Source organism: Acinetobacter sp. C26M, assembly GCF_023702675.1.
Classification (GTDB): Bacteria; Pseudomonadota; Gammaproteobacteria; order Pseudomonadales; family Moraxellaceae; genus Acinetobacter.
The window spans coordinates 2,547,434-2,568,172 of the sequence record NZ_CP098478.1 but is presented as its reverse complement, the minus strand read 5'-3'; the positions used below and the strand labels follow the sequence as shown (position 1 = coordinate 2,568,172).

Sequence of the window (20,739 nt, the reverse complement as noted above, 5' to 3'; positions counted from 1 at the left end):
CATGGAAGCGTGGCAGAGCGGTTTAATGCACCGGTCTTGAAAACCGACGAGGGTGTGAGTCCTCCGTGAGTTCGAATCTCACCGCTTCCGCCAAATTCAAAAAGCCCTTGTGAAAACAAGGGCTTTTTTATTGATCAAGATAATGAGTTTATATTACTTACAGTATTTTTAATTATAAATCGGATAAAGCATGTATTTATAAAAACATGATCAGAATTATTCTTTTATAAAGCATTTAAAAAGTAAATAAAAAATATTAGACTGAGGCGTCTGTATGGGGTTGGTAGAGCGTTGAGATCTAGATACTAAGTTTAAATTATAAAAAAAACTTAAACATATAATTTCAGGCGAGCCAATTTACGTAAAAAATAAAAAAGAGGTTGTGTCATGGTTGGTATTGTATCTGGAAATGGCTTGGGTTTATTCAATAGCTCATTTAATAACCTAGGCAAAAAAGGACTACAGGGCAACGCCAACTTTGGGCAGGCTCAACTTCAAAATTACGTTAATATTGCCGATGGTAATCTGATTATTCGCCAATTAGATCAGAATCTTTCTGCAATTGGTAAAGATATTCAATCCATTCAAACCTATAACTCTAAGGGGGTTCTCAGCGGAGATACTCAATGGGGTAGTGAATGGAGTCGACGTCTTTCTTTAGTCGGTGATCTTAATACTGCAGGCAGTAAAATCCTGATTACTGCAGAAGATGGTCATCAAATTACTTTTAACTATAGTTCGGCTAATGCTTATATTTCTACAGAAGGTGATGGTGCTTACGATAAGTTAAGCATGAATGGTAATACATGGACCATTACCGATGGAAAAACCTTAGCAACAGAGGTGTATGAATATAACCCAAGCTTAAAAACAGGCCGCTTAGTTGCAGTTAAAGATAGTAATGGGACTAATCTGGCTTATAGTTATGATGCGCTTGATCGTTTAATCTCCATTAAAGATTTAAATAGTACCAGTTTAAATGAATTGATTTATAACTATGATGGGACTACTAATCGTATTAAACGGATTGATACCAAAGCCAATGGTATTACCAACCAAAATGTTTATTATGAGTATGACAGTTTAAATCGCTTATCTAAAGTCATTACTGATCTTACCCCAAATGATAATAGTATTGCCGACCAGAAAGTCTATAGCACCAGTTATAGCTATGAATTAAATTCGAGTCGAATTGCATCGATCACACAAAGTGATGGTACATCAGTTCAATTTAGTTATGAGCTTGATAGTGTAACCAATAGCTATCGGGTAAAAACAGTCAGAGATAGTCAGGGTTTAACCACTTTTACTTACGCTGCCAATAAAACTACAGTTGAAAATAGCTTAAAAGAAATCTGGGAATACAGCTATGATGCGAATCAGCAACTGACTAGCATTAAAAATGCCAATGCTGAGGTGTCCTCTTTTAGTTATGACGGTCAAGGCAATGTGACCAGCATAGTCGATAACGAAGGCAATAAGCTGACTTATCGTTATGATAGTAATGGCAATTTAATAGAAGAATATAATCATCTCGGTAAAGCTGTGAAATACAGTTATATCAATAATTCTCAACTCGCTACAATTACCGAATTTAATGCTCTAGCCGTTAAAGATGCCAATGGCAACTGGATTTTACCGACAGGTGATTCAAGCAATACTAACTCTGTTTACGATAGTACAATGCGTTTACGTTTCGTGATTAGTGCTGAAGGTGGTGTTGTTGAATATAGTTATAATAGTCAAGGTCAGCTGATTGCTAAGGCGAATTACCAAAACCGATATACACTTGCTGGTGGAATTGAATATTTTAAAACCGAAGCTTGGTCTAAAAATAGCACTAGAAACCAACTCAGCAGTTATGAATATGATGTTTTAGGTAATCTAAAAAGAGAAATCAACTATAGCTCGATTAATAAAGGGATTGATGCTGCAACAGGATTAACGAGTAATCAAGGTGTCTTTGAAGATGCAACGCAACTGATCGACTATGTCTATGATCCGAAAGGGTTGTTGTTGCAGAAGATCATTCGTCATGGTGCAGACCGACAAACTGCAGCAGCGACAGCAGCACAAGCGATTCAATCCTTCACTTATGATGGCCTAGGTCGAATTTTAACTGAGGTGAGTGCAGCGGGGACAACCTCTTATAGTTATGCTGCGGGTAAAATTACAGTCATTAATGCAGCGAATCTAGTCACGACCCAAAGCTTTGATAGCTATGGGCGTTTATTGAATATAGTACAGTCTGCCACGAATCAGCCGAGCAGAACCACAAGCTATACTTATGATGAAGCAGGTCGTTTGGTTTATAGTAAACAGCCGACTGGCAATGAACAATTCAACTTCTATGATAAAAAAGGTCGGTTGGTTGGGGTTGCAGATAGCTCAGGGCTATTGATTGAATATGTCTATAATAAAAATGATTTACAGACCAAAGAAATTCGTTATGCCAATGCAGTGAATTCTACTGGCTGGTTGGTGAATAATAGTGTCGCCAAGAAACGGATTGAAGAGATTCGTCCAGCGGTAAATAGCTTTGATCGAGTGATTGAGAAGAGTTATGACAGCAGTAGCCAACTGAAGAGCATTAAGCAAGCCAATGGGACCTTGACGGAATATAGTTATGACAACTTTGGTAATGTTATTCAAACAAAAACAGGCGATCGGATTAGCCGCTATTTTTATAATAAAGACAATCAGCAGGTTGGTGTATTAGATGCCGAAGGGTATCTGGTTGAAACGATTTATAATACGGTAGGGCAAAAAGTTCAAGTCAATCGCTACAGTAAACTTACCACCGAAAGTCTGCGGGCAACAGGGACTTTGGCACAATTGAAGCCAATAGGGATGCGTAGTACGCTGTTTTTCTACAATGCCCAAAATAAGCTGGTTGGTTCGATTGATGAAAAGAACTTTATTACAGCCTATATTTACGATGAAAAAAATAACACGGTTACGACGCGTCAATATTCAGCAGCAGCTACCACTACAGCGAATATGAATACGGTCTGGGCTGATTTTATTGCAGCGATTCCAGCGACGAATAGCTACCAAGAGTCGATTAAGTACTATGATAATCAAGGGCGTTTAAGCAAGGTAAGTGATACACGTCAGGGCATTACCACTTATGGTTATGATAACGCTGGTCGAGTAATTACGGAAATCTTGGCAACAGGCAGTGCAAATGAAAGACGTATTTTTACCCGTTACAATGCCTTTGATGATGTGACCCATGTGTTGGCGGGTGAAGTTGCACTTGACATCAAGTCGGGTATGACTGCTGCACAAGTTGATCAAGTCTATGAACAATATGCGATTAAGTCATATTACGATGCCGCTGGGCGCAAGACTCAGGTATTGAATGCTGCAGGTCAACTCACCACCTTTTACTATGATAAATCAGGTCGGTTGACGCATAGCATTAATGCAGAAGGTAATGTGGTTGAGACCAGCTACACGCTGTTTGGTGAGGTAAAAACCACTACACAATATGTGAATAGCCTGTCAAAAACCGATGAGAAAGTCACCGACTTAGCTGGGGCTGCGATTCCAGCGGCATTTAGCAATGCAGTTGGGGTGGGTAAACGCTTAAAAGGTGGTGAACTCACTACCACGCTAAGCAATTTGGTTGCGGCGATTAAAAATGCAAGCAAAGATAATGTTGCGAAATTTGAATACGATAAACTGGGGAATATCAGTAAAAAAACAGATGCTGAATCAAATAGCGTTGATTTCCTTTATAACCAATACGGTGAACTAGACACTGAAACACGCCAAGTCACCCTCAATGGGGTTAAAAAGCCCGTACAGACGGCTTACACCTATAGTAAACGAGGTGAGCTAAAGAGTGTCATTACGGATAAAGGTGGTCTAAACCAGAGCACGAGTAAAGAATACGATGCCTTCGGTCGAGTCACCAAAGAAACTGATGCTAAAGGCAACATCACCAGTTATGACTATTTTGCAGATCAAGGACGAAGCATTCAGGTTACATCTGCAAATAACAGCCTCACTAAAACCACTTATGATGCCTGGAACCGTGTGCTCACGGTGAATAGCAATAACAATATCAGTAGCTATAGCTATGACGATAAAGCCAGAACATTAACGGTGAAGCGCCCAGAAGGCTTACAAACCATTACACGTTATAATGAATTCGGTGATGTGATTGAGATTACCGCAGCCAATAACGGTAAAACCACCTATTTATATAATAAAGACGGTAAGAAGACCAAAGAAACCAATGCTGCAAGTGCATCGACCAGTTATGTTTATGATAAAAATACTGGATTATTAAAAGAGAGCACCAATGCGCTAGGACTTAAAACCGAATACATTTATGACGATGCCAATCGGGTTCAATCGCAGATTGTAACCATCTCAGCGACAGAGAAGGTTGAAACCCAATATCGTTATGATGGTCAGGGACAACGCTTAGAAGTGATCGAGGCGTATGGCACAGTAAACCAACGCTCGACTCAATACAACTACGATAAAGCAGGGCGTTTGACCTCAGTTGTACAAGATGCCACGGGGATTAAAGCAACCACCACCTATGCCTACGATGAGACAGGGCGTGAGATTCGTGTGGTGGATAAAGGCGTTACTACGGTTTATAGCTATGATGCTTTGGGCCGTCGCCTTTCTGAAATCAAGGATCCAACAGGGGAAGCCTTAAAAACTGAATATCGTTATGACCTGAATGGCAATCTTACCCGTAAGATTGATCAGGCAGGCAATAGTAGCTGGTATATCTACGACAATATGAACCGTTTGAGTTATACGGTGAATAGTTTAGGTGAGACAGTCGGTTCAGTTTACGATGTGAATGATCGGGTGATTGCACAATACCGTTATACGGTCTTGCAAAATGTCAGTACATGGTTAGTCAAAGATATAGCTATCACAACTGATATTACAGTAAGTAGCGTGGATGCAAGAACATCAACCCGCTTTGTTTATAACAAAGATGGATTGGAAATCTTTAGTGTCGATGCTGAGGGCAGTGTTGTTGAGAAACAATACAATGAGTTGGGTAAAGTCACGCAGATCATTTCATATGATAAAGCGATTACTGTTTCTGGTGAAAGCCTCACACAAGAGGCCGTTAGAGCCGCATTACAGACAGCAAGTGCAGGTTCTAGAACAGAATCGTATTATTATGATGCGTTGGGTCGAGTTGTCTATACGATTGATGCCGCAGGTTATATTACAAGAAATGATTATAATGCACTGAATAATATTACTTATATTGCAAAATTTAATTCAGCAACAACCCTGAGTCGTGCAAGTACATTAGCTCAATTAAGTGCGGTTTATGGTGTATCTACTGTCCCAGCTAATTTGAGAACAGTCCAATATTACGATAAGTTAGGGCGCAAGATTTATGATCTCAAAGCAAACTCGATACTCACCCGTTATAGCTATGATGAGTTTGGAAACCTAGTCAATAAGAAAGAAACAGCTATTAGCTATGTTGCTTTACTTGATTTATTAAGAACCAAAGATGCCAATGGAATTTTTACTTCAGATCGACCCGCATCAACACCAGAGAATTATGATGCGGGGTTAAAATTATTAACGGATGCTCAATATAGAGAGACGAACTATTATTATGATAAGTTGGGTCGTGTTAAGTACATTATTGATGCATTGGGTTATGTGACCCGATTTAATCACAATGCCTTAAACAATGTAGTGAATACCGTGAAGTATTATGATGCGACCAGTTTAAGTCGCAGCAGTACTTTAGAACAGTTAAATACAGTTTATCTAGCTTCAACAGCACCACCTTATACTGTAACGGGTACGATCTATAGTGTGACTGGTCGTAAAGTTCTAGAGTTCAATGAAATGACCTTTTTTACTTATTATAGCTATGACGCACTAGGGAACGTGATTGCTAAAAAAGAATCGCCCTTGAATGTAGGGGAGTTGTTAGACCTTTTAAGAACCAAAGATGCCAATGGTGTTCTGACACCAAGACCTGCAACCACATTGGCAAACATTAATCAGGCGATTTTATTAGTCCCAGCAGCACAATTAAGAGAAACCCAATACTATTACGACAAGGTTGGGCGTTTAACTTATGACATCAATGCTTTGGGCTATGTCAATAATTATCGTTATGATGTCCTTGGTCAGTTGATTTCAAGTAAACAATCAAATCTCACGGCAAATAGCATTTTAGATTTACTCAGAACTAAAGATGCCAGTGGCAATTTCACTACACCCCGTCCTGAGCTCAATGCGGATAATCTAGAAAAAGCCTTTAAGCTAGTTCCGATTGCAAATTATAAAGAGAGCTATTCCTATTATGATAAGGATGGTCGCCTCAATTACAGTATTGATGCAATGGACTATGTGACCCGTTATAGCTATGATGCTTATGATAATGTAATCAGTACAATTCGCTTTAAAGCTGCAACGACCTTAAGTCGCAGCAGTACTTTAGCGCAGCTGGATGTTGCCTTTAAAACGGCCACGACGTTGCCTGCCCATACCCTGATTCAATATGGTTATGATGCCTTAAACCGCAAGATCAAAGAGACCGATGCCGAAGGCTTCTCGGTTGAAACAGGCTATGATGCGTTTGGGAATACCATTTGGGTCAAAGACAAGCTGGGGAATAAGGGCTATTTCTATTATGATGCCCTGAATAGAAATACAGCTAAAATTGATGCTGCTGGATATTACACCTTCTACTCCTATGATGCGTTTGGGAATCAGTTGTATGAAGGAAAATATTTAACACCTGTGAGTGGCTTAGATAAGATTGAAGGTGCGAATGGTCTGTGGAATGCAGTAAAGGTGGTTCCAACCAGTACAGAAGCAGCTCCGACAACACAACCTTACCTGAATTACGGTACTCTATATACGCTTACGAATACGTACCAATATGATAAGTTAAATCGCAAGATTAAAATCACTGATGTACTAGGGAACTATGAAGAATACACATATAATAATGGTTTAGCCCAACCTGCAACTTACCGGAATAAGTTGGGTGGGGTGTATAGCTATGTCTATGATCGTTTAGGTCGTTTGATTCAAGAAACATTACCAGAAAAATCAGCAAACTCTACTGTTATCAATACCTATGAATATGATGCTTTTGGTAATAGAACCAAATTGACTGAAGCGAAGGGTTTAACAGAACAACGTGTTTCGGTCTATCAATATGATGCGTTAAATCGTTTAACCACCAAAGTAGGTGAAGCAGTTGATGTTGTTCAGTTAAAAGCATTAGATCCAAACAAACCTGATCTTAAAAACAAAGTGATTACGACAGGTGTAATTCCGCGAGAAAGCTATCAATATGATGGCTATGGCAATCAGATTTTAAAGACGGATGCGAATGGTGCTAAAATCTTTAGCTACTATGATAACAATGGCCGCAAAATATTTGAAATTAGCCCAGTGGGTCAACTGACGCAATGGGAATATAATGCCGATGGTCAAGTCACTAAATTAAAATCTTATGAAACGGCTGTTTCATTACCTGCTCTAGCGGGTGAAACATTGCCTGTTGCACCAGCGGGTAATATCCGTGTTGTAGAGTATGGCTACGATAAAGTAGGTCGTCAAATTCAGGTGAAGACTCCAGATGTTTATACCTATGATTATGATGTAGATGGAAAAGGTGGTTTGCTTAAGCAAGATGCGATTGAAAAGAGTTACTATGATGGTAATGGCAATCTTATCCGTGTTGAAGATGCGAAAGGGGGGATCACTTACTATTATTATGATGCGATAGGTCGCAAGGTATTCACCGTTAATGCGGGTGGCTTTGCCACACAATGGACCTATGATTATGATGTCACCAATCAGGTAAATACCTTAACTGAAATCAAGTATGCGAAAGGGCTTTCATCAGACCTCAAATCTTTACAATTCAATCAAGTAAAAGCACTGCTAATTGTAGATACGAACAATGATCGTAAGACCCTAACGACATTTGATCGTAAAGGACGCGTCAGTAAAACTGAACTATTTAATGTCAAATATACCGACGGCACGACCACCAAGGTGGGGAATAGTGGCACCAGTTTTACTTATAATGGTTTAGATCAGGTTCTAACCAAGACAGACATTACTGGTACGGTGAGAACCGACTATGACAAGTTGGGTCGAGAAACCTTACGCACCTTTGGGGAATATAAAGATAGTAATAATGTTGCGGTGAAACAACGTATTGCCAGTGTTTATAATGGTTTAGGGCTACTCTCGAGTAGTTCGGTGTTGGGCGCCAATGATGCAGTTACGACCGATGACCGTGTGACCCAGTACGGTTATGACAAGCTGGGTCGTCTCATTAAAGAGACTAATGGTAATATTGGCCATAGCGTAAACTATGCCTATGATTTAGCGGGTAACCAAACTTGGGTGAGTACGGATCGTAAGACCAACTCAACGGTTTTTAAAACAGATGAAACCTTAATTGAATATAATCAATTAGGCAAAGAAACGGTTCGACGCGTGAATGAAGGATCACGTCCATCCCCAAGTGGTACAGCCGTTGCATGGAAGACGCTAGAGCAACGTGAAACACGCTATAACGTCTTTGGGGAAATCACTGGAAAACGTTTAGTCAATCCAAATAGTACGACTAAAATGACAGATTCGTGGCAAGAAGTCACGGAATACAATAACCAAGGTAAGGTATGGAAGAGCAATGCCAATAATGGGGTGACACGTTATTACCTATATGACAAAAATGGCAATGCGACCTTACAGTTGGACACCACAGGTTCAAGCACAATCGCAGCAAAAACACCGGATCAACTTAAAAATCTGACAGGTGTTACCTATACAGAGACAGTCTATGACAAACATAACCAAGTAGTTGCAGTCCGCCAACCTAAGTTCAGTCAAGACAGTTTAGATACGACTTTAAACCTGTTTAGTCAGACCATTTCGCGAACTATAGAGAAGTCGACGGTTGCTTTAACAGATAATAGTAGTAGCGCAAATAAGCTGAGTTTTAATGCCGATACACAAAAGTTGAGTATTCAGGCGAATGCACAAGCCAAACGCTTGGTGATCAAATACTGGCCAACGGGTAGTACAGCAACCGTAGATAATACGTTAGCGATTGACATGCAGGCAGGTGCAACAGCTGGTGCTTTTGTACTAGGTATTTCAGCGATAAAAGCGAATGCTAATTTTAACTTTAGTTACAGTAGTACTGATGCAAAGGGAACGGTTTTAGAGAGTAGTACAGGGACGATTAAACGCTCAGTGAACGTTGTTGATATGTTCTCAGGTGGAAGTGTATCAGCTCAGTCCATGAATTTACCTAATACAGCAACGAGTACTCCAATTGCAACAATGAGTACCAATTCAGTTGAGGCTACTTTAGAAACTACCTATAGTTTAACTGAGGTAGTAACTATATCGCAGCAGGTAGTGAATGGCACACAAAAAACATGGGTTGGTTCAAAAGAGGATTATATTAATAGTTTGACTATAAAGTTGCCAGAGCTTAATAGTTATAATGGAAACTTCGTTGTTAAAATTAAGATTGGGGCTACAGAGATTGTAAAAACTTTTTCTAGTAATGCTACAGTTGCTATTATTGATGGAATTAATAGTTTTGTATCTGGGCAAAAAATTACAATTCAAGTTACAAAAAAACATAATGATAAAGAGCTGGAATTAGCAAACTATAATTTTACATGGAAAGCCGTAGAAACTTTCAATCAAGTCGAAGATGCAAATACTCCATCGTCGAATTTATTTTTAAATAATTTTCAATTAAAAGATGGGAAATATTACAAAAATATTAAAACAGCACAGATTTCTTCTATTAATGCTATTCGTAGTAAATATAGTACGCTTGTTTTTAATAATTTCCCCCCAAATGTTACTCAATTTACATTTTATATAAAATACCCAGGTAAAGCTGATTGGTATGATTTTTCTCAGAGTGCAATACGTCCATTTATTGATGGAAATGGGTATGCAGCTTATGTAGGGAAAGGCTTAGTTGGTGAGAAATATGAATTCCAATATTTTGGATTTGATGGAACTGGGAAAAAGGTAGTTGGTGGCACAGGAAGTTATACTTATATAGATGGATCTTCAACACCAATTGTTACAAGTCATTCAAAATTATCTACTAATGAAAATCTCTACCTGAGCTCTAAAGCTTCTATTGCGAGCTCTATAAATGATATTGCTGTTATCGAAAATAATAAACTGAAGTTAAAAAATCAAAAGCAAAATACTAGTGACGTTATTTTGGTTGTGGATGGATTTGCTATCTTTATGGAGAAGAATACAGTCATTAATGGTCAGTTTGATATAGATTTAACAAAATTACAAATAGTTTTTGGTTCGCCAACAGCACCGATTCCATTAAATAGTGGTGAATATATTGCATTAGATATAAACGGTAATGTGGTCAATAGGCAAAAAATTATTTTTTCAAATTCTTCTTCATCTGGTGTTATAGCTACCCCTGTTAATATAGAAGGGAATGGTTTTTTAATTACGGCTTATAATGATATTTATGATGCTTACAATCGATATGTTGGTCTGAGATATCCAGTATCTCCGACTACTAAAAGCAAAACGCCATATTTTTATTTTTTTAATCAAAAAAATAGTAAATATATTGCTTCTTCGGCTGTTTTAGAGGTTTTTAATGAGTATGATCCTTATAATCTTGGAGGGTCAAGGTATTCATTCTCTTCAGGAGATACTCCTGGACTACTTTATTGTTCATGGAATGGGAGTGATGTTGCTCGTAATGCAGGTGAATATACATTTAGGTTGAGGTCTATAAGTAAAAATGAGCTTGGTCAGGATGTTGAAGTGAATTCAGTCATAGGTGGATTTACGGTTACTGGTAGAGAAGCCTCGAATTCAATAAGTAAACTTAATCTAAAATCTTATGTTTCTCAGGAATATGCAAGTAATAAAATTGTATTGTCAGGCCAACCAACAGGCAGTAATAAAATAACGGTTAAATATGGTTTTGATCCAAATAATTTAGAATATACTGATACATTAACCATCAGCTCAAATGGAACAGCAACTCTAGATGTCTCAGATGTGATAACTAAAAACTTAGTGGGTAAAACATCTATTTATTATAGCTATGAAACACTCGACGCTTCAGGAAAAGTGATTAATCGAGCAAATGGTTTTGTAAGTGTAGGATTGGATGGTGGAAATAATTTACATAATAGTGGATTAACAGATCGTTGGATTGATCTACAACCAGCGCAAAATAATGGCGTCAAAATGGAAGTTTACTATCGTAAACGTGAGGTTGATGCTAATGGAGATTTTATATCAAATCCTATTGATCTAGTCTCAGAAAACAAGCCTCAATTCGATACAGTTACTCTAATCCCACAAAATGGAATATATCGGTGGGATATTAATAATCTATTAACTAACAGTAGTTATGAATACTTTTATCAACTTTATGATGTGAGTGGCGAAGTCATTGCTTTTGTTCCAGGTAAAATTACAATTGACAATAAAGGTAATGGTGATATCCAGCAAAAGAAATGGACTATCAATGGGTCAGGTAATGAAGAAAACCAAATTATTCGTAGCCAAAACTACAATGCCTTTGGTGAAATTATTAGTGAGACCGATGGCAACGGAAATACTACAATTTCAAGCTATAACACGCTTGGAAAATTAATTGAAAAGAAATTACCAACTGTTGATATTCGTAAAGCAGATGGTACGGTTGTCCAAGGTAATCCTACGCTTGAATATGGCTATGACCTGGCTGGAAGACTTTTGGTCACTAAAGATGCCAATGGCAATATTAATAAACAAAGCTACATCAATGGTCGTAACCTCGAAACAGGTGATTGGCTGGTGGCCACGGAAACCCATGCTGATGCTGGTCAGGTGATTAATGGCTATGATACCTTCGGCAATCTGAAAGCTCGAACCAATGAAAATGGGGTTAAAATAGATTACTACTATGATATCAGTGGTAACCTTACCCAAATGACCAAAGCAGCACGTACAGCAGGCAGTGCTGGTGCGGAATTAATCACGATATCGGGAGTACAAAAAGCGCTAACCGATACCTTTGGTTATGATGAATTAGGTAATCGAATTACTGTCACCAATGCATTGGGTAATGTAGTTACAACTGAATATGATGCCTTAGGTCGAGTAGTTCAAACAAAAACTGCTGAAGGCGTAGTAACCAATGTTGACTATGCTTATGATGCTAATATTCTGAATATCAATGGCACCAAAGGTGGAATTACACGTACTGAAACCGATGTCTTGGGTAAAACGATTATTGATGAACAGGACTACTATGGACGCAATGTCAAACATACCGATAAAGGTGGACATGTCTTTAGTTATACTTTTAATGCAGGCGGTTGGCTGACCAAACAAATCAATACTCAAGGTCAAAATATTGATTATACTTATTATTCAAATGGTTATGTAAAAGAAATAAAAGATAATAGTTTAAGTGTTTTAACGACATATCGTTATGACGACAATGGCAATCGTATTGAAGAGCGTTACCAAGATCTTAATACAACAGTAGGTGAGCCACGCGTCTTCCAAAATGCGTTGATTGGCTACGATTCACTTAATCGCAAGATCAGTGTACAAGACCAATCCTTCAGTATTCACTATGACTATGATGCTAATGGTAACATTCTTCACATGTTGGCAAACTATCGTGATGTTATCAACACAGGACCAAAAACCCAAGACTTCTGGTATAGCTATGACAGTATGAATCGATTTACTGTCAGTATGGGGAAATTGAATAGTACGAGCAAGCAAGTCGAACGTGGTGATACAGGAGTTAAGATTGAATACGACAAATTAGGACAACGCCTGTCAGCGGACTATGGAAAAAATGCCCTAAACTCAAGCAAAGCCCATAAAGAAAGCTATACCTACACGACGGATGGTTATCTAGAAAAAGTAGAAAATCAGGACTATGACAGTGCTGGTGTTGTTTTAGGAGCGAAATACATCCTCTCTACTCGTTATGCAGATGAATTGGGCCGTGTTAAAAAATATGTAGAGAATAAAGAAAACAGCAATACTGAGGCTTATCAAACGACGATCACGGATTATAACAACGACAACCAAGTCAGTAAGCAAACCAAGACGGGTAGTAATGCTGGGCTAACGACTTACAACTATTATGCTGACAAAGTAACGCTAGACAGCACGGTTATGGAGCCAAGCACAGGGTCGGTGCAAACCACCAAATATGAATATGAATGGTGGGATTCAGCGAAGCAGCAAAAAATAACCACGACGACCAATGTCAATAACAATCCTCTGACAGGTACGACTGATTTTTATTATGATGAAAATGGGCATATTCGTGCTTTTTTAGATAACCAAAACGGTCAGAGTAAACGTTTCGCTACATATATCAATAACTCGCAAGGTATGGTGTTGCAACGTAATGAGTTAATTAACAACTCAATGAATCGCTACCGTAATTTCTATTATGTTAATGGGCAGCGCGTTGGTGATTTAAGTAATGATGGTCCATCACGTGAAGACTACGTTCAAAGTATCCAAAACAGTCGAGCAACGCCAACTCAAGCCAAAGATTTTAAACCGATTTCATCAGCAGATTTTGATCAGAACTTTGAGCCGATCAACGCGCAGTATCCATCGAGTGCTCCAACTAACTATGTGGTGAACAACGGAGATACCCTGCAAAGCATCGCTTTGTCGGTATGGGGTGATGCTTCGATGTGGTACATGATTGCGGATCTGAATGGCTTAAGTCCATCGGATAAATTGACAGCAGGTCAGGTACTCTCGATTCCGAACAAAGTCACCAATATCCACAACAACAGTGAAACCTTTAGACCGTATAATCCGGGTGAAGCGATTGGGGATACCCAACCGACCGTCCCAAGTCCGCCACCACCACCGAAACCGAAGAAGAAGTGTGGTGGTATTGCCCAGATTGTGATGATTGTCGTGGCAGTGGTTGCAACGATTTATACTGCGGGGGCTGCGGCAGGTTTGATGGGAGCAATCACAACAACGGGGAGTGCATTTGGTTTAAGTGCATTTGGTACAGGCTTAGCTGCTTTATCGGGAACTGGCATGACACTAGGATATGCTGTTGGTGCATCGATGATAGGTGCAGCAGTAGGTAGTGCAGCTTCGCAGTTGGCTGGTAAAGCAATGGGAGTCGTGGATAGTTTCTCATGGTCGCAAGTCGGGATATCCGCATTAACAGCAGGTGTGACAGCGGGAGTGGGAGGGGTAATTTCGGCGGCAGGGTCAGCAGCACAAACTGCAAATCAGGCCAGTTGGGTGACTAAAGCCGCGGCAACAGTCAAAAATGCAAATTGGGCTGTTAAAGGAGCTGTGTACGGCACAATCAACTATGGTTCGAATTATATTGCTAATCAAGTGTTTGGCAATAACCAAAGTTTTAGTTGGAATGCTTTGGGTTCTTCAGTTGTTGCTTCTGTAGCTGCATCTGGTATGGGGGCAAGAGGGGTATTTGATGGTTTAGGTGAAGCGGCTAGGCCTTATGCTTACTCTTTAGTAGGTGCGACTACGGCAGCCACGATAGATGATAAATGGTTTGGTGGAGCAAGACCAGATTATTTAAATGTTTCAATGGCAGCGATAGCAAATACAGTGGGTAGACAGTTTGGGGAAAATGCTGAAGGGTGGTTTGATACCAGTAATAGTAATGATATGGTTAAAAATTTTAACGAAGATGAATTTCTACGTCTAGAAAGGGAGCGTTCAAAAACTAGACCTTTATTGGCAGATGCAAGTTATAAAAGTGGAACAGTTTCAGATACGGTTTTGGTGTTGCAAACTATATTGCCAACTATTAATGTGACGCCTAGAGGTAGTTGGATAGGTGATGCTAATATTGAAAATGCTCTAGAAGGGGTTGGTAGCTTCTTTAAATATGCGAGTAAATTTACGCCATTAGGTTTGGTTCAACAGGATATTCCACTTGTTGCAAATGCTGCGAGATCAGTTCAAACCTTTATGAACAATCGAGTAGCTGATATTACGGATGTACGAGATCATGGTAATTCTGCAGGAATGGTCGTTGGTGCAGCAGTTTCTCGTCCATTTTTGCGTATGCTACAAGGAGCGGTTAATGGAGCTGCTGGTTTAGTTGAGCTAGGAACAGACCCAAATTCAAGAGCAACAGCATGGTCAGGAATTAAGACCTTTGCTGAGCATCCGATTGATAATACTGCAACAGGTGCTTCAAATTATTGGAATAATACTTCATGGAATGAGAAGCTTGAGGATGGTTTTGTAGGGCTTTATGGCGCTGGATTAAGTGGCGGAACAAAGTTAATTTCACGGTTTGATACGAGTCCTCATATACAATCACCTTTATATTTTGATACTAGTGCTGGTCGATTGAATAGTGGATTGCCTATTGAGTTGAGAAATCCAATAGTTAAAGTGGGTGAAAATAGTTCAGTTCCTAATTTTGCGGAAATGGAGTGGAGCCCTATTTCTGAAATAGCTTCAAGCAAACTAACTTCAGATATTCTAGTGGAAAAAGGGAGTGGATCGATATTATATGAGGGGCTTGATCATTTAAATAGACCTACTGGAGCTTATGCAAGTATTACACCAGATATGTTAAAAACGGGAACTCCTGCTAATTCTAGAATTAGTCCACCTGGTTGGGCTGGGAATGGTATAAAATTCAATCAGGCAAGGGGGCACTTAATTGGGAATCAACTAGGAGGAAGTGGAGATATTGCAGAAAACTTGGTAACACTACAACAGAATTGGACTAATAGTCCTGCTATGCGTGGGTTTGAGGGTCAAGTAAGAAAAGCGGTTGAAGCAGGAGAAGTAGTGCAATATTCTGTTAAACCAATTTATAATGGAGAAAACGTAATTCCGACAGCTGTAACCTTGTCAGCTAAAGGGAATAAAGGATATTACCTTGATATTTCAATATTAAATCCAATAGGGTATGCTAAATGAGTATTGATGATCTTGTAAAAGAAATGCTACCGCCAAAGGAACCATCAGAGGTTCCTAATAACCTTAATAATCAATTATGGGATACGATAGAGAGTAAGTTAGGATTAGTAATACCAAATGACTATAAGGAATTTATACAGATTTATGGGTCTGGTTCCATTGATAGTTTTTTAACAATTTTTAATCCATTTTCAGAGAATATAAATATTAATCTAATTGATCAATTGTATGTTCAATCAGAAGTTTATAAAGATCTAAAATCATATGGAGAGGAGGTTCCTTATGATTTCTTCCCTTTAAAAAATGGTATTTTACCATTTGGTATGACTGATAATGGGGATGTGCTTTTTTGGCAAGTAAATGATCTTCCAAAAGAATGGAATGTTATTATAAATGAAGCTCGTTCATCCAATTGGGATGTATTAAAAATATCTATGACTGATTTTCTACTCGGGATTTTGCAGCGAAAAGTAGTTTGTAATTTTTTCCCTTCCACTTTTCCGAGTAAAGAACCTAGTTTTGAACAATTTTAGTAAATAATAATGCTGAAGAGTATAACTAAATATTCACAGACCTATTTAAGTTTATCTAATTAGGTTTTTATCTTAATGAATTAAGATGGTCCAAAAGTTCAAGGAAGAAGCTAGCTTAATTTCTTCCTTTATTAAATGAAAATAAATTAATGTGGCCCATTTTCATCATCAATCGTATCTAGGTACGCACCTAAAAAGCCAGTGAGCTTTTTCTGCTCGGTTGGTGCATTCGTAGATTCAGCTTTAGTTTGAGTGAAGTTATTTGCCTGTGGAGTCTCTGTAGCATTCGTTGTAGGTGCAACGAGCGGTGCGCTAGCAGCTGCATGCTCAACTTGTGCAATGACACGTTTAATATCATTGTTCAGTGCATCATTAGAACAAACTGCAATCCCTTCTTGGAAATGATGAATTGCGTCACTAGTTTGCTCTTTAAACAGGGCTAAATAACCAAGAGAAAAAGCTGCAAGCGCGGGATCGTGTGAACTCAATGACAAACTGCTAAAAAGTTGCTCTGCTTGCAGCGTCTGTTGGGTTTGTAGATGCAATAGACCAAGTTGGAACTGAGCAATATCAAAAGTTGGATTGATTTTTATTGCATGTTGTAGGGTGGTAATTGCACGTTCAAATAACCCAATTTCTGCATATTGCATGGCTAGAAAATAACAAGCAGCGCCATGTTCTGGTTGAACATTTAATAATTCAGTTAAATAACGAATTGCAGAGTGAGCATCTCCATGTTCACTGGCATGAATAGCAAGCTTGAGTGTTTCATCTGCATCGAAAGGGGATAAAAATTCATTCATGGACATCTTCTTTTTAATTTAAGTGTTTTGGAAAATCAGAATGCTGAGCTAGCCATTCATTGACAAGCGTTTGTCCAGAGCGATCACTACTTGGTGCTCTTCTGATCAAGATACTATTCATCTTTTGTTGAGCAGCTTCAGATGATCCCTGATTATTCAGTAAAACATATTCAGCGAATGTTGCTGCCATACTATGTTCATCTAGCTCAAAAGCTTTTTTGATCCATTGTTTTGCTGCTACCGTATTATGGCGCATGGCTTCAACAACAGCGATGCCACCATAACTATCTGCAAATTCGGTATTGAGAGGTAATGCAATTTCAAATGCCCAAGCTGCTTGCTCAATATTATTTTTGAGAACATAACACCAACCCAAGACTTGCCACGTACCGACGTGATCTTTCATATATTCAACAGCTTTAAGTAGGTATTTTTCAGCCTGATCAATATTGGTTTCATAGAACTCAAGTTGGCCTAAACCAGACCATGCCCGCCCTGATTGAGGGTGATGCTCTAAAATCAAATTAAAATTATTGTGAGCATCGGAGATGTTACGGTCATTCAATTGAATTTCAGCCAAAGCTAATAATGCTTCAAGCTGAAAGGGTGCAATAGTGAGCGCCTTTTGTGCTGTTTCTTTGGCTTCTGAATAGTCGGAAAGATTATGATCTATTTCGTATTGGAGTAAAGCCAGATTTCCTAATGCTTCTGCATGTAGTGGGTTTAATGCAATTGCTTTTTGAAGTGCTGAAATTGCGTCTTCTGGTTGTTCTAAATGATGCATCACTTTTGCGTAGAGAACATAAGTATCGGCATTGAGTGTTGTCGCGGTTGCGATTAATGGCTCTAAGAGCTGTTGAGCTTTTTTGTATTCGCCTAAGTAAAGCTGAGCATATGCAAGATTGTGAACAACGGTTGCATTTGCGGATCCAGTCTCTAGCGCATGCTCCCCAAAAATAATAGCATCCTGAAATTTACCTAGTTGTAAACAAACCAAGCTGGCTAGACTACTTACTTGAGGCTCATGAATATTTTGAGTTTGAATATGCACTAACATTCGCTTGAGCGTATCAACCTGATTTTCGGCCAAACTTAGTTCAAGAATTGATGTAATTAAATGAGTGTTTTTAGGATCTTGTTCTAAAAAACCAAGCCATCTTTGAAGTTGACTCGAAGAATCTGATGGAGTAATTGCTGTCATAATACGAAAGAATGCCTGTATTTTTATAGCAATAGCATAAGATATATATATGAGTTTGAGAAGAAATAATATTCGTTAAAATATATTTGTTTGTTTGCATGATTTCGTTAAAATAAGCGCTGTTTGGAGCGTATGCAATGAATCAAGACCAACTCTTATATTTATTAAAAGAAACATTATTAACAACAGCTTTGGTTGCTGCGCCTGTGTTATTGGCAATTATGATCATTGGGCTTATTGTCAGTATTCTGCAAGTTGCGACACAAATTCAAGAAATGACCTTAACCTTTATTCCTAAATTAATTGTTTCTGTGGTTGTGCTGTTAGTTCTAGGAAGTTGGATGATCAATCATTTACGCGCCTTTGCAATAGAGATGTTTCTTAAAGCAGCTAATTTTTAAATGCTTATGTTTGGCTTTTTAGAATTTACAACGGTCTTGTTATTGTCCTTACGCTTGTTACCTCTTTTTGTGGTTATGCCGATAAATGTATTTAGCAAAGCCCCCTTACTTTTTAGGTTAATCATTGTATTAGCGCTTGCAATTATCATGGCTGGTTTAGTGCCAATTGATGTGAAAATTTTAACAATTTCATTGGTTTTAAGTGAATTTTTATTAGGTGTTGTCATTGCTTTTAGCTTTCACACTGCATTTGCAAGCTTGGATTTGGTTGGGAAATTGCTAGATTTACAAATCGGGATCAATACGGCTGGTATCTTTAACCCCTCTTCGAGCCATTTAGGAGGCGTTATTTCTGATCTCTTAATTGCAATTGCCTGCGTTTTATTTTTTATACTCGATTTGCATTATACCTTGTTACAAGGTTTGGTTGCATTATTCAAAATAGTGCCTTTAGGTACATTTGATTTTCATTTGCTTAATATAAAGAAATTGATTTCTGTCATGGGGGCGCAGTTCATTTTCGCATTCATTATCTTACTTCCTGTCATACTCGGTGTTTGGTTAGTTGATTTGGCTTTTGCAGTCATGTCTAGATCAATGCCACAAGCCAATATTTACTTCTTGGCGCTCCCTGTTAAATTTGTTGTAGGACTAATGCTGCTCATGTTCAGTATGCCAATGATTGTTCAAAATATTCCTCGACTTTTTGAACAACCCTTGAAGCTTATTTTGTCTTAAGCTGAGGGAGGATAAACAATGGATGATCAACAAGAAAAAACTGAACAGGCAACGCCCTATAAGTTAGAACAAGCGAAAAAAAAGGGCAATGTTGCAAAAAGTATGGATTTATTATCCTTTGTGATTATTGCGACTTTTATTGCGGGATTTGCCATTTTATCAGGCAAGATAGCCTTAGAACTGGTTCGGCAGACTACTTGGTGGTTAAGTCATGCAGATATGTTGGTTCAGAATAATTTATCCAATGCTGCATATTTAGGTGGGAAAAGTTTATCTAAGATAATAAGTGTAATTTTTCCTCTAATTTTTATGCTTATTGTTGCAGCCATAGCCATCAGCCTTTTTTATAGCGGTTTTGTTTTTTCATTTACCGCATTAAAACCTGACTTGAATCGGTTAAACCCAGTTAAAGGTCTAAAAAAGATATTTTCTAAAAGGATATTTGTTGAAGTTCTAAGAGTGGTAATTAAAGGATTACTTTTCTTTGTAGTTACATATTTTGCGATTCTTCATATTATTCAACAATTGACGAGTCATCTATCTAGAACACCACAAGCAATTGGCTTGGCATTCAGTCAGGCGACAATTACTTTGATGTTGAGTTTGGTTGCAGTAATGGCGGCTTTTGCAATTTTTGATATGTGGTATGCCAAGCGGGAGTTTTCTCGTCAAATGCGTATGAGTCAGAAAGAGGTTAAAGATGAATATCGCCATCGAGAGGGCAGTCCAGAGTTAAAATCGAAGCGTCGTCGTAATCAACAAGAATTTTTTTCTAAAGTAAAAGCGATTTCTCAAGTAAAGAAAGCAGATGTTGTGATTATTAATCCAACTCATTATGCGGTTGCATTAATTTATCAGCCAGAAAAAATGCAAACCCCTATTGTTTTAGCTACAGGAACAGGTATGCTTGCGCACATGATTAGGCGTGTTGCTCGGAAACATCAGGTTCCAATATTACATCGTCCAATTGTTGCTAGATATATCTATGCGAACTGTGCGATTAATCAACCGATACCGACAGAAATGCATAATGATGTTGTGGATATTTATCGTTGGGTGATTGCACTACCAAACTCAAAGTTGAAGCTGTAAAA

7 protein-coding genes and 1 tRNA gene are annotated in these 20,739 nt (G+C 38.5%); 6 read left to right on the top strand and 2 right to left on the bottom strand.

Annotated elements, in window-relative coordinates; genetic code table 11:
* The first annotated feature begins 3 nt into the window (after nucleotides 1–3).
* From NDN11_RS11800 to NDN11_RS11790, 3 genes are all read left to right on the top strand, one after another.
* Nucleotides 4–93: transfer RNA gene (locus tag NDN11_RS11800), tRNA-Ser, on the top strand.
* A 294-nt stretch (nucleotides 94–387) separates the two neighbouring features.
* Nucleotides 388–15,969 (top strand): DNA/RNA non-specific endonuclease, encoded by a 15,582-nt coding sequence (locus NDN11_RS11795; RefSeq protein WP_251109748.1) that lies wholly within the window; start codon nucleotides 388–390, stop codon nucleotides 15,967–15,969.
* The gene (locus NDN11_RS11790; RefSeq protein ID WP_251109747.1) at nucleotides 15,966–16,502 is read left to right on the top strand and encodes an SMI1/KNR4 family protein; all 537 of its coding nucleotides are present in this window, start codon (nucleotides 15,966–15,968) and stop codon (nucleotides 16,500–16,502) included. The genes NDN11_RS11795 and NDN11_RS11790 overlap by 4 nt, the downstream gene beginning before the upstream one ends.
* A 146-nt stretch (nucleotides 16,503–16,648) precedes the next feature.
* On the opposite strand, the gene NDN11_RS11785 is transcribed toward NDN11_RS11790, so the two are convergent.
* Together NDN11_RS11785 and NDN11_RS11780 are read right to left on the bottom strand one after the other, a co-directional pair.
* Nucleotides 16,649–17,305: a tetratricopeptide repeat protein gene (locus NDN11_RS11785; RefSeq protein ID WP_251109746.1), complete on the bottom strand. Its 657-nt coding sequence runs from the start codon at nucleotides 17,303–17,305 to the stop codon at nucleotides 16,649–16,651.
* 13 nt (nucleotides 17,306–17,318) lie between these two features.
* Nucleotides 17,319–18,506, bottom strand: coding sequence for a tetratricopeptide repeat protein (locus NDN11_RS11780; RefSeq protein ID WP_251109745.1), 1,188 nt, complete (start codon nucleotides 18,504–18,506; stop codon nucleotides 17,319–17,321).
* Nucleotides 18,507–18,643: 137 nt separating this feature from the next.
* Between NDN11_RS11780 and NDN11_RS11775 the strand changes: the two genes are divergently transcribed.
* The 3 genes from NDN11_RS11775 to NDN11_RS11765 are packed head-to-tail and all read left to right on the top strand — an operon-like array spanning nucleotide 18,644 to nucleotide 20,737.
* Nucleotides 18,644–18,907: a flagellar biosynthetic protein FliQ gene (locus NDN11_RS11775; protein ID WP_005187020.1), complete on the top strand. Its 264-nt coding sequence runs from the start codon at nucleotides 18,644–18,646 to the stop codon at nucleotides 18,905–18,907.
* A gap of 6 nt (nucleotides 18,908–18,913) precedes the next feature.
* Entirely contained in the window at nucleotides 18,914–19,645 is a 732-nt protein-coding gene (locus tag NDN11_RS11770) for a flagellar biosynthetic protein FliR (protein ID WP_005187023.1), read from the top strand.
* Nucleotides 19,646–19,663: 18 nt separating this feature from the next.
* Complete coding sequence (locus NDN11_RS11765; RefSeq protein WP_251109744.1) at nucleotides 19,664–20,737, top strand: EscU/YscU/HrcU family type III secretion system export apparatus switch protein; 1,074 nt, start codon at nucleotides 19,664–19,666, stop codon at nucleotides 20,735–20,737.
* Nucleotides 20,738–20,739 lie beyond the last annotated feature (2 nt).